The following is an 11975-nucleotide window of genomic DNA, read 5'->3' as shown; positions in this document are numbered from 1 at the left end:
GCTACGGCGGGTAGTCGTGCGGCAGGTGGCGCGAGGGGATGCCCGTGCGGTCCGCATACAGGATCGCGTCCGGGACGGTGCGCAGCGCAACCCGTCCACGCCGCCGCGGAGGTCGGGGGGACGTGCAGGGCGCCGCACCAGGCAGGGCGCCCTAGGAGCTACAGGGCTCGGTCGTGGTGGCGCGGTCGGTGCGGACGGTGGCGCGGTGGTCGATCGGCTCGGGTGAGGGGCGACTGCCGGGCCGCCAGATCCGGATGCGCCGTCCTCGCGCCCATCGAAATCGCGTGCCTGCCGTCTGCCGTCCAGTACCTGACACTTCGCATAAACGATCTCAGGGCCTCATGCCGTGCTTACGAAGAGGTTCTTCGTCCGAGTCTGGAGGAAGCGTCGCCGTCACAAGGAGCGGCAGGCAGAGCCCGTATCACCCCACCGGTCACTGACCGTTGTGTGGAGCAGCCTGAAGGAACAGGGGTAGTACGCGGTGCGCGGTTCAGGAGGTCGTGATGGTCAGGTTCGCGTTCTTGGGGCGGGTGTCGAGAGAGGATCTTCAGGATCCGGTGGCGTCACGTCAGTGGCAGCTGGCTCGTGTTGAGGCGCTGGTGGCCGGTCATGGCCGGATCGTGGCGGAGTTCTTCGATGTGGGGCAGTCACGGGCAGTGTCGTGGCTGCGGCGGCCGGAGTCGGCGCGGCTGCTGGAAGCGCTGGAGCACCGCGGGCGTGAGTTCGACGCGGTGGTGATCGGAGAACCACAGAGGGTGTTCTACGACAACCAGTTCGGCTTGGTCTTCCCGCTGTTCGTTCACTTCAAGGTGGCGCTGTGGGTTCCGGAGGTCGGCGGTGCGCTTGATCCGGACTCTGAAGCGCACTGTCTGATCATGTCGATGTATGCCGGGATGTCCAAGGCCGAGCGGCGGCGCATCCAGGTCCGGGTCCGCGCGGCGATGGCGGCACAGGCGGAGCGCGAAGGACGCTACTTGGGTGGACGGCCGCCCTACGGCTACCGGTTGGCCGACGCGGGACCCCACCACAACCCGGTGCTGGCGGCGCTGGGTGCTCGGTGCCATCGGCTGGAGCTCGACCTGCAAGTGGCACCGGTCGTGGAGCGGATCTTCGCGTTGCGGCTTGATGGTTGGGGCGGCAAGCGCATCGCTGGTGCGTTGAATGCTGACGGTGTCTCCTGCCCGTCCGCCCATGACCGGTGTCGTAACCGGCATCGGTCCGGTGCTGGATGGACGGCCGGGACCGTGCTCTCGATTCTGGGCAATCCTCGCTACACCGGTCACCAGGTGTGGAACAAGCAGAGCCGCACCGACGTTCTGGTCGACCCGCACAATGTGGGTCTGGGGACTCGGACTCTGATGCGCTGGAACCGCCGTGAGGACTGGGTGACCTCACGCCGGATCGCTCACCCCGCCATCGTCAGCGTCGAGGACTTCGAACTGGCCCAGGACACCCGCGTCGCAGGTGCTTCCACCCGGCGGAGCTACCTGCTGCGCGGCCTTCTGCGGTGCGGGTTGTGCGGTCGCCGGATGCAGGGCGCCTGGAACAACGGCCGCGCGAACTACCGCTGCCATCACCGACACGGAGGACGGGAGGATTGGCCTGCCAGCGTGTCGGTCCGCGAAGACGCGATCACCAGTCACCTGGGCGCTGTGCTGATTCGCGCGATCGCCGAGAGAAGCCAGGCCGAGGCCGCCATCGCGTTCGAGAACGTCGACATCCCCCGCGGTGAGGCTGACCAGGCTGCGCTGTGCCGTCGGCTCAGCCTCGAACTGACCTACGACCACCACGGGCAAAGCATCATCGCTCAGGGCGGTAGGGGACCGATCGTGCTCAGCCTTCGCTGACTCAGAGCGTGTCCCCTCGGACACTAACCTATGGATTGTTATGCAATCTGACGTGCAACGCTGAGCCGCCGGCTCGGTGAACCAACTAAGAAAGCCCAGCTTCGGAAGATATCTGAAGCTAGGCTATTCACTCATCATGCATAGATTTTCGGAACCATGCATAATCATGTGTCCGAGGGGGGACTTGAACCCCCATGCCCCGTAAAGGGCACTAGCACCTCAAGCTAGCGCGTCTGCCTATTCCGCCACCCGGACCGGTCGCAGGCCGCAGCGGGGCTGCGGCGGGCTTCACCATACCAAAGGAGACGAGTCGCGGCGAAGTCGATCGGCGGGGCACCATGGGACGGTACGCGAGGACGCGAGGAGATCACTGTGGTTCAGCCGACCGCTGAGGACGAGGTCGTCCGGCTCTGCCAGGAACTGATCCGGATCGACACCAGCAACCCGGGCGATCATTCGGGGCCGGGGGAGCGGGCGGCGGCGGAGTACGTCGCGGAGAGGCTCGACGAGGTCGGGCTGGAGTCGCGGATCTTCGAGTCGCATCCGGGGCGGGCCAGTCTCGTGGCGCGCATCGAGGGGGAGGACCCGGGGCGGGACGCGTTGCTGCTGCACGGGCACCTCGACGTCGTGCCGGCGCGCAGGGAGGACTGGACGCGGGATCCGTTCGGCGGGGAGATCGCGGACGGGTGCGTCTGGGGCCGCGGGGCCGTGGACATGAAGGACATGGACGCGATGATCCTCGCCGTCGTCCGGCAGCGGCTCAGGGAGGGGCGGAAGCCTCCGCGTGACGTGGTGCTCGCCTTCCTGGCGGACGAGGAGGCCGGGGGCAAATGGGGTGCGCAGTGGCTCGTCCGGGAGCATCCGGAGCTGTTCGAGGGGTGCACCGAGGCCGTGGGGGAGGTCGGCGGGTTCAGCCTGACGGTGCCCGGGGACCGGCGGATGTACCTCATCGAGACGGCGGAGAAGGGCATCGGGTGGATGAACCTGACCGCCACCGGGACGGCCGGGCACGGGTCGATGGTGCATCCGGACAACGCGGTCACGGCGGTGGCGGCGGCGGTCGCGCGGCTGGGGTCGCACGAGTTCCCGGTGCGGCTGACGAAGTCGGTGCGGGCGTTCCTGGAGCGGGCGTGCATGGCGTACGGGGTGGAGTTCGATCCGGAACATCCCGGAAAGTGCCTTGACGAGATCGGGCCGCTGGCGCGAATGATCGGGGCGACGCTCAGGAACACCCTCAATCCCACGCGGCTGGATGCCGGATATAAGACGAATGTCATTCCGCAAAGCGCTACGGCTCAGGTGGATGGACGGTTTTTGCCCGGATATGAGGAGGAGTTCTTCGCGGTAGTGGACGAACTTCTCGGGCCGGACGTCCAGCGCGATTTCGTCCACTATGACCATGCGGTCGAGACGGACTACGAGGGGGCGCTCGTCGCCGCGATGGAGGCGGCTCTGACCTCGGAGGACGCGGGAGCGCTGCCGGTGCCGTACTGCCTCAGCGGCGGGACGGACGCCAAGTCGTTCGCCCGGCTGGGCATGCGGTGCTTCGGTTTCGCGCCGCTGAAACTGCCCCCAGAGTTGGACTTTTCCGGAATGTTCCATGGGGTCGACGAACGCGTTCCGGTGGACGGGCTGCGTTTCGGCGCCAGGGTCCTCGACAAATTCCTTGATCGCTCCTGAATTTGCCATCACCAATGCGTTCCGTGGTGCTATCGTCGCCATTCGTTGAGGGCGGGTTTGTCGCAACGGAAGGTGTCCGGTGGCAGGTGGCGCGGCGCGGATTCGGACGGTTCCCGTCCGGCTGACCCGCGTCGCCGTCCGGCGGCTGCTCGTCCTCGGCGGGCTGCTGGTAGCGGGCTGGCTGCTCGGGTGCGCCGGGCATTCGGCCCACGCGGAAGAGGTGCCGCCCGTGCCGCGGCCGGCGGGGGTCGTCGCGAAGACGCCCCTGCTGAAGGACGCGGTCACCACCGTCCATGAACGCGAACCGGTGCGCCGGGTCGTGCGTGCGGTGGCGCAGAAGGCGAAACCCGGCACGCACGTGCGGGACGCGTCGCCGTCGAAGCCGGCGGTGCCGGCGGCACCGGTGGCGGGTCATGAGGTCGCGCCGCCCTCCCCGAAGAGCGTCCCGGCGGTGAAGATCCACCGGCGGCCGGTGCGACCCGTCGTTTCCGCGGTTTCCCGAGTGCGCACGAGCATCGGGCATGGGGCGCGCCATGCCGTCCGGCACCACCGGGCGCCGCTGCCGGCGCCCGAGCGGCCCGGCACGCATTCGGCGGCCGGCGCCGTCGTCGTCCCAGGCGCGACCGCGGGCTTCCCGGTCACCGGGACGTGGGCTCCCGCCCCGCCTCGCGCGGCGCGACCGCGCGTCTCCGGCGCGCTGCCCCCGGCCGTCCGCACCGCCGCGGACGAGCCGTCCTTCGCGCCCGACTAATCCCGATCACAGGCTCCGGACGGGCGCCCGTGCGGCTCGGGCGCGCCGATCCGGTCATTCGCCGTGCCCTTTTTGCGCGCGGCATTTCCCGAGACACGTGTGTCTCTCACCATCTCCCCGAACGGAGCATCATGCGAACGTGGGCAAAAGGCACATCCCGTGCCGCGCTGCTCACCGCGGGCTTTGTCGCTCTCGGTGTCAGCGCCATCCCCGGCACCGCCCTCGCCGACATCACGAACGGCAACGGCGGCGTCCTGAGCGGCAACCAGGTGGACGTGCCGATCTCCGCGCCCGTCGACGTCAGCGGCAACGGCGTCACCCTGCTCGGCAACGGCTACGCCACCTCGCACGGCGGCGTCAAGATCCACAAGCGCGACGGCGGCCGGCGGACGTCCGGCGCGCACGGCATCGCGTCCGAAAACCAGGTCAACGCCCCCATCTCGGTCCCGGTGAACGTCTGCGGCAACGCCGCCGCCGTCCTCGGCGAGGCGGACGCGGGCTGCAAGGGCGGCGCGACGGTCAACGACGGCGGCACCGGCGGTCAGCGTACGAACGGGACCAACGGTGTCCTCGCCGGAAACCAGGTGAACGCGCCCATCTCCATCCCCGTCAACGTGTGCGGCAACGCGGTCGCGGCCGTCGGCGACGCGGTCGCGGGCTGCGAGGGCGGGTCGCTCGTGAAGAGCGGCGGAAACACCGGTTCCGGGCAGAAGACGTCCGGCATCTTCGGTGTAGGCGCCGGCAACCAGGCCAACATCCCGATCAGCGTGCCCGTCGACATCTGCGGCAACGCCGTCGGGCAGGCGGCGGCGTCCTGCGAGGGCGGCGCGTCCGTCCGCAACGGCGGCCACCGGACGGGACGGCAGACCACCGACGGCGCCTTCGGCGTGCTCTCCGGAAACCAGGGCAACGCCCCGGTCAGCGTCCCGCTGACCGCCTGCGGCAACGCCGCGGCACTGGTCGGACAGGCCGGCGCGTTCTGTGAGGGCGGCGCGCACGCGCGCAGCAGTTCCGGCGGCGGCCAGCACACGTCCGGCGTGGGCGGAATCCTCTCCGGAAACCAGGGCAACGCTCCGATCTCCCTCCCCGCCGAGGTCTGCGGCAACGCCGCTGCCGTCGTCGGCCTGGCCGCCGCGAGCTGCAACGGCCAGACCCTGGTCGAGGGGCCCCACGGGTCCGGCGCCCAGACATCCGGCGACCACGGCGTCGGCTCGGGCAACCAGGGAAACGCGCCGGTCGAGAACCCCGCCGAGGCGTGCGGTAACGCGGCCGCCGTCCTCGGCCTCGCCTCGGGCCTGTGCGAGGAGGGCCCGGGCCACGGCGGCTACCACCCCTACTCCCGCACGACCGGCGCGGCCATCCCGGCGCGGCCCGCGACCACGCCCGGCGTGAACGGGCTTGCCAAGCTCGTCGCGTTGCCGAAGCCGAACGGTCTGCCGAAGACCGCCGGTCTGCCGAAGACGAGCGGTCTGCCGAAGACCAGCGGCCTGCCGAAGACCAGCGGCCTCCCCAAGACGAGCGGTCTGCCCAAGACGAGCGGTCTGCCGAAGGTCAAGGGGCTGTCGGCGGTCGGTTCCGCGGCCCGGCCTGGTGGGCTGCCCAACGCGAACGGCCGCCGTGCGACGGGTGGGGTTCTGCCGCGACTGGACGGGGTGACCAATGCCGGGTCCACCGGAAAGCAGCTGGTCAAGGGCAAGGGGCCGGCGCTCGGCGACGGCGGTGCGCCGATTCCGGTGTCGCTGCTCGACACGCAGGCCCTGCCGGGTGGCGCCGGCCTGCCCAAGATCAACGGCAGGCGCGCGGCGCACGGTGTGCCCGTGGCCGGGGGCCTGCCCCGGGTGGACGGGCCGGCGAAGCCGGTCGCGCTGCCCAAGGTGCACGGGCTGCCGTCGGCCGGCGGCCTGACCAACGTGCCGGGCGCCCGCCTGCCGGTGGGGAAGGCTCTGCCCGGGACCCCCGCGCTCAACGGCGTGAAGCACGTGACCGGTCAGCGCGGTGACGTCCTCACGAGGACGCACGGACGGGCGCTGCCCGCCACGCCGGTCGTGCCGGTCGCGGGCCACCGGCTGCCGAAGGTGGATGGGCCGGCGGTCGGCCACGTCCCCGCGACGGACGGGATCGGGCAGGTCAGGAAGGTCGCGGCCGAGCAGACGATCACGTCCGGGGCGCAGGGCTCGCTGCGGGCGCCGCTGGCGGCCGGGGTGCTGGCCGCGGTGGCCGGCGCGCTGGCGCTGACCCGCCGCGTCCGGACGGCCCGCCGCTAGCCCCCGCGGAGGAGGCCGGCGTGGCGGTGCGGCCACGGTCCGGCGAGCCGCGGAAGATCTTCGCCCGTCCCGGAAGGCGCGGTCCGGGGCGGGCGAAGCCATGCCCAGAGGCCGATCCCGGCCGGATCGGTAACGATACGTCAGGGGGTCCGTACGTGGTGCTACGCTCCGGACGGACCGCAGGGACGGTCAGAACGTGCGGACGGCACGGATGACCTTGCGGCGGAGTTGAATACGACGGCGTCCGTCCGGGTACAGGCGCAACCGATCGATCTCCCAGCCGCCGCGTTCCGCGTGCTCGGTGAGGATCTGCCGGGCGGTATCACGCGTGGTGCCGCGGGGCAGTGACAGGACGAGGTAGGTGTACTCCGCCATTGCGACCATTATTACTTGGTCTAACGGCCGCCCGGCACCGTACCGTGGCGTCCCGGTCCGCGCGGAGTCCGGCGGCATGTCATCCTGTCGGAGGCGCGCGGCGGTGGAAATCCCGTCCCCCGCAAGGGGCGGCACGATGATCGCGGGACGGCGGCGGGAGCGCCCGGGCATGAACGCGCCGTCATGCGGCGTTGTAGGAAGCCGGTAAGAAAGAGCCTGTGTAAGAGGAACCGAGACTGCGAGGTTGGAGCGACTGTGCCAGCCAAGAACGGCACCGCGAACAGTGGCCGGGGCAACGGTGCGGCGACGCGCCTGGTGATCGTCGAGTCGCCCGCGAAGGCGAAGACGATCGCCGGGTACCTGGGCCGCGGCTACATCGTGGAGTCCAGTATCGGCCATATCCGGGATCTCCCGGGGAGCGCCTCGGAGGTGCCGGCCAAGTACAAGGGCGAGCCGTGGGCGAAGCTCGGCGTGAACGTCGAGCAGGACTTCGAACCGCTCTACGTGGTCAACACCGACAAGCGGCAGCAGGTCCAGAAGCTCAAGAAGCTGCTCGCCGAGGCGGACGAGCTGTTCCTCGCGACGGACGAGGACCGGGAGGGCGAGGCGATCGCCTGGCACCTCCAGGACGTCCTGAAGCCGAAGGTCCCCGTGCACCGGATGGTCTTCAACGAGATCACCAAGGACGCGATCCAGCGCGCCGCCGCGAACCCGCGCCAGCTGAACATGCGCCTGGTGGACGCGCAGGAGACGCGCCGCATCCTGGACCGCCTCTACGGGTACGAGGTCAGTCCCGTCCTGTGGAAGAAGGTCATGCCGAAGCTGTCGGCGGGCCGTGTGCAGTCGGTGGCGACGCGGCTGGTGGTCGAGCGGGAGCGGGAGCGGATCGCGTTCGTCCCCGCCCACTACTGGGACATCGCGGCGCAGTTCGACACGCACAAGGACGAAGAGCCCACGGTGTTCAAGGCCGGGCTCATCTCCGTGGACGACAGGCGGGTCGCACAGGGGCGTGACTTCGCGGCCGACGGCACGCTGAAGACGCGGGACGTGCTGCACCTGGACGAGCCGGCGGCGCGTGCGCTGGCGGAGCGGCTCCGGGGCCGCCCGTACGAGGTCAAGTCGGTCGAGCGCAAGCCGTACACGCGCAAGCCGTACCCCCCGTTCCGGACGACGACGCTTCAGCAGGAGGCCAGCCGCAAGCTGAGCTTCTCCGCGAAGTACACTATGTCGGTCGCGCAGAAGCTGTACGAGAACGGCTTCATCACCTACATGCGGACCGACTCGATCACGCTGTCGGAGACGGCGATCACGGCGGCGCGGCGGCAGGCGGCGTCGCTGTTCGGCGGCGAGTACGTCCCGGACAAGCCGCGCGTCTACGCGTCGAAGGTGAAGAACGCGCAGGAGGCGCACGAGGCGATCCGCCCGGCGGGCGACACGTTCCGGACGCCGGCGGAGACGGGCCTGTCCGGCGACCAGTTCCGCCTCTACGAGCTGATCTGGAAGCGGACGATCGCGTCCCAGATGAAGGACGCCGCTGGCCAGTCGGTGTCGATCCGGGTCACGGGCGTCTCGACCCGGAACGAGCGGGCCGAGTTCGGCGCGACCGGTAAGACGATCACCTTCCACGGCTTCCTCAAGGCGTACGTGGAGAGCGCGGACGACCCGTCGACCGACCGCGACGACCAGGAGCGGCGGCTGCCGAACCTGGCGGAGGGCGACCCGCTGACCGCGAACGCGGTGGACGCGGAGGGCCACTCGACCCGCCCGCCCGCCCGCTACACCGAGGCCAGCCTGGTCAAGGAGCTGGAAGAGCGGGAGATCGGCCGCCCGTCCACCTACGCCTCGATCATCGGGACGATCCTGGCCCGCGAGTACGTGTTCAAGAAGGGCACGGCGCTCGTCCCGTCGTTCCTGGCGTTCGCCGTGGTCAACCTGCTGGAGCAGCACTTCGGCAACCTGGTCGACTACGACTTCACCGCGAACATGGAGGACGGTCTCGACGAGATCGCGCGCGGCGAGGCCGAGCGCGTCCGCTGGCTGACCCGGTTCTACTTCGGCGACAGCGGTGAGGAGGGGCTGAAGGAGCTGGTCGGCGACATCGGCGACATCGACGCCAAGGGGATCAGCTCGTTCCCGATCAAGGACACCGACATCGTGGTCCGGGTCGGCCGGTACGGGTCCTACCTCGACCGCGACGGCGAGCGGGTCAACATCCCCGACGACATCGCGCCGGACGAGCTGACCGCCGAGAAGGCCGAGGAGCTGATGGCGCAGCCGTCCGGCGACCGGGAGCTCGGCACCGACCCGGAGACGGGCCACACGATCGTCGCCAAGTCGGGGCGGTTCGGCCCCTATGTCACCGAGATCCTGCCCGAGCCGGCGCCGCCCGCCGACGGGAAGAAGCGGACGAAGAAGGCCGACACCCCCAAGCCGCGCACCGGTTCCCTCTTCAAGTCGATGTCGCTCGACTCGATCACGCTCGACGACGCGCTGAAGCTGCTGTCGCTGCCGCGCACGCTCGGTGAGCTGGACGGCGAGCCGGTGACCGCGCAGAACGGCCGTTTCGGTCCCTACATCAAGCGGGGCACCGACAGCCGTTCGCTCGGCTCGGAGGAGGAGCTGTTCACCGTCACGCTGGAGCAGGCGAAGGAGCTGCTGGCGCAGCCCAAGCAGCGCGGCCGCCGGGCCGCGGCCGCCGCTCCGCTGCGTGAGCTGGGCAAGGACCCGGCGAGCGGGGAGCCGGTCGTGGTGAAGGAGGGGCGCTTCGGCCCCTATGTCACCGACGGTGAGACGAACGCGTCCCTGCGCAAGGGCGACGAGGTCGAGTCGATCACGATCCAGCGCGCCGCCGAGCTGCTCGCGGAGCGCCGGGAGAAGGTGGCCGCGGGCGGCGGGAAGAAGAAGACGGCAACCCGGCGCCGAACCTCCGCAAAGTCCGGCTCCTAGGGACATCTACGCCGATACCCTGACCGACATGACCAGAACGGGCGCACCTCGGCCGCACCCCGCAGCTTCACCGCCGCCGGGCGTTTCGTCGCTTACCTCGGCCGTGCCGTTCCAGCGGCTACGGATCGTGTTGTCGTTGTCCAGCGTCGCCCAGTGGCTCAGCGTCCCCGCGCTGACCGCGATGGCCGCGACGCTGACCCGCGACGACGACCCCGCCACCACCGCGCAGGCGGTCGGTGGCACGCTCGCGCTGATGCTGCTGCCGGCGGTGGTGCTCGCACCGCTCGGGGGCATGCTCGCCGCCCGCGTCGACCGCCGGCTGATGCTGATGATCGCCGACGTGCTGCGGCTGGTGGTCGTCCTGACGGTGCCGCTCGTGGACATGCTGCCGTGGACGCTCGCGGCGGCGTTCCTCGTCTCCTGCCTGAGCCTGCTGTGGGTTCCGGCGGCGCGCGCGGCCCTGCCCGCCCTGGCCCCGGACGAGGAGCTGCGTCCCGCCGCCCGCCGCACCGCGACCCGCGTGCTGCACGGCCCGGCCCCGGCCGCCGCGCTGCTGTTCGCCGTCCTCGCCCTCATCGCGGGCGGGACGCTCGGCGAGGGCTCCCGCGCCGACCTCGCGCTCTACGTGACGGCGGGCCTCTTCCTCGTCGCGACCGCCGCCGTCGCCACGATCCGCGAGATCCCGGTGACCGAGCACGCCGCGGTCCCCTCGCCGCTGAAGCTGATCTTCCAGGGGCCGGGGACGGCCGCCGCGCGCGGTCTCGGCCTCGCGATCGCCGGCGCGTCCGTCACGGCGGCCGCGGTCGTGGCCGTGGCTCGCGTCCACACCGGTGAGCTGGGCGGCGGCGACGCCGGGTACGGCACCGTCCTGACCGGGCTCACCGTGGGGTTCGGTTTCGGGTTGTTCCTCGGGCCGCGCGCCCTCGTCCCGTTCAGCCGCCGCAGGCTCCTCGGCCTCGCCGTGATCGCCGCCGCGCTGGCGCTGGTCGTGCTCGCCCTCGTCCAGAACCTTGTCGTCGTCGTGTTCATGACGGCGTTCCTGGGTGTGTTCGCCGGGGCCGCCTGGTCGAACGCCGACGCCGCGGTGAACGACCCCGACGCGTCCGAGGACAGCCGCCCGTCCGCCTATCTGCGGTCGGTCGCGCTCGTCACCGTGCTGGTCGCGTTCGCCGCCGTCCCGCTGATCGCCGGGGCGCTCGGCTCCCACCGGATCGACATCGGCGGCGGCTACGACTTCCACGGGGCGAACGCCGCGCTGCTGATCGCCGCCGTCGTCGCCCTGCTGTCCGGGCTCCTCGCGTACCGGAGGCTGGACGACCGGCGCGGCATCCCGCTCGTCGCCGATCTGCGCGCGGCCCTGCGCGGCGAGATCTACACGCCGCCGGAGCAGGCCGTCGCCGCGCCCCAGCAGCCCGTCCGCCGCAACCGCGGCGTGTTCGTCGCGTTCGAGGGCGGCGAGGGCGCGGGCAAGACCACCCAGGCGCGGCTCGCCGCGATCTGGCTCCGCGACCACGGCTACGACGTCGTCACGACGCACGAGCCGGGCGCCACCAAGATCGGCATGCGGCTGCGCGCGATGCTCCTCGACCGCGACACGACCGGCCTGTCCGTCCGCGCGGAGACGCTGCTGTACGCCGCCGACCGGGCCGACCACGTCGCCAACGTGATCAGGCCGGCGATGGACCGGGGCGCGATCGTGGTCAGCGACCGCTACGTCGACTCGTCCCTCGCCTACCAGGGCTTCGGACGGCAGCAGCCCGTCGAGGACATCGCGCGGGTCAACGCGTGGGCGACCGGCGGGCTCGTCCCGGACCTGACCGTCCTGCTGGAGATCCCCCCGCAGGCGGGACTGAACCGGCTGTCCGCGCCCGCCGACCGCATCGAGTCGGAGTCGGCGGACTTCCACGAGCGCGTCCGCGCGGGCTTCCACGCCCTCGCCGAGGCCGACCCTGACCGGTACCTGATCCTGGACGCGAGCCGACCGCAGGGCGAACTGAGCCGCGAGATCCAGTACCGCATCCGCGAGATCCTGCCCGACCCCGTCCCGGCCGGCACCGAGGACGTCACGAGCACGTTCCCGGTCATCACGGACTACTGATCCGGCTAGCCTCT

At 71.0% G+C, this 11975-nt stretch carries 7 protein-coding genes and 1 tRNA gene; 6 read left to right on the top strand and 2 right to left on the bottom strand.

Translation table 11 applies throughout. The features are described 5' to 3' along the window. Window positions 1-503: 503 nt before the first annotated feature. A complete protein-coding gene (locus ACQPZP_RS41225; RefSeq protein WP_433475027.1) occupies window positions 504-1847 on the top strand; it encodes a recombinase family protein in 1344 nt (447 codons plus the stop codon). Between the two features lie 169 nt (window positions 1848-2016). On the opposite strand, the gene ACQPZP_RS41220 is transcribed toward ACQPZP_RS41225, so the two are convergent. Next, a tRNA-Leu gene (locus tag ACQPZP_RS41220) sits at window positions 2017-2102 on the bottom strand. Window positions 2103-2219: 117 nt separating this feature from the next. Between ACQPZP_RS41220 and ACQPZP_RS41215 the strand changes: the two genes are divergently transcribed. The 3 genes from ACQPZP_RS41215 (at window position 2220) to ACQPZP_RS41205 (ending at window position 6542) form a co-directional block, all read left to right on the top strand. After that, window positions 2220-3527, top strand: a complete 1308-nt coding sequence (locus ACQPZP_RS41215; protein ID WP_433475026.1) for a M20/M25/M40 family metallo-hydrolase — start codon at window positions 2220-2222, stop codon at window positions 3525-3527. 79 nt (window positions 3528-3606) lie between these two features. Further along, on the top strand, window positions 3607-4278 hold the full coding sequence (locus tag ACQPZP_RS41210; protein WP_433475025.1) for a hypothetical protein: 672 nt from the start codon (window positions 3607-3609) through the stop codon (window positions 4276-4278). 131 nt (window positions 4279-4409) lie between these two features. Then, window positions 4410-6542: a chaplin family protein gene (locus ACQPZP_RS41205; RefSeq protein WP_433475024.1), complete on the top strand. Its 2133-nt coding sequence runs from the start codon at window positions 4410-4412 to the stop codon at window positions 6540-6542. 189 nt (window positions 6543-6731) lie between these two features. On the opposite strand, the gene ACQPZP_RS41200 is transcribed toward ACQPZP_RS41205, so the two are convergent. Next, on the bottom strand, window positions 6732-6917 hold the full coding sequence (locus tag ACQPZP_RS41200; RefSeq protein WP_021596264.1) for a DUF5703 family protein: 186 nt from the start codon (window positions 6915-6917) through the stop codon (window positions 6732-6734). A 255-nt stretch (window positions 6918-7172) separates the two neighbouring features. On the opposite strand from ACQPZP_RS41200, the gene topA reads away from it, so the two are divergent. Both topA and tmk read left to right on the top strand, forming a co-directional pair. Further along, window positions 7173-9863 carry a type I DNA topoisomerase gene (gene topA / locus ACQPZP_RS41195; RefSeq protein WP_433475023.1) on the top strand — a complete coding sequence of 897 codons (2691 nt, stop codon included), beginning with the start codon at window positions 7173-7175 and terminating at the stop codon, window positions 9861-9863. A 127-nt stretch (window positions 9864-9990) separates the two neighbouring features. Further along, window positions 9991-11961 carry a dTMP kinase gene (gene tmk / locus ACQPZP_RS41190; RefSeq protein ID WP_433479764.1) on the top strand — a complete coding sequence of 657 codons (1971 nt, stop codon included), beginning with the start codon at window positions 9991-9993 and terminating at the stop codon, window positions 11959-11961. The last annotated feature ends 14 nt before the right edge of the window (window positions 11962-11975 follow it).

Origin of the sequence: Spirillospora sp. CA-142024, assembly GCF_050942325.1 — a bacterium.
Taxonomy (GTDB): domain Bacteria; phylum Actinomycetota; class Actinomycetes; order Streptosporangiales; family Streptosporangiaceae; genus Spirillospora.
This window is presented reverse-complemented; position numbering and strand designations above follow the sequence as displayed.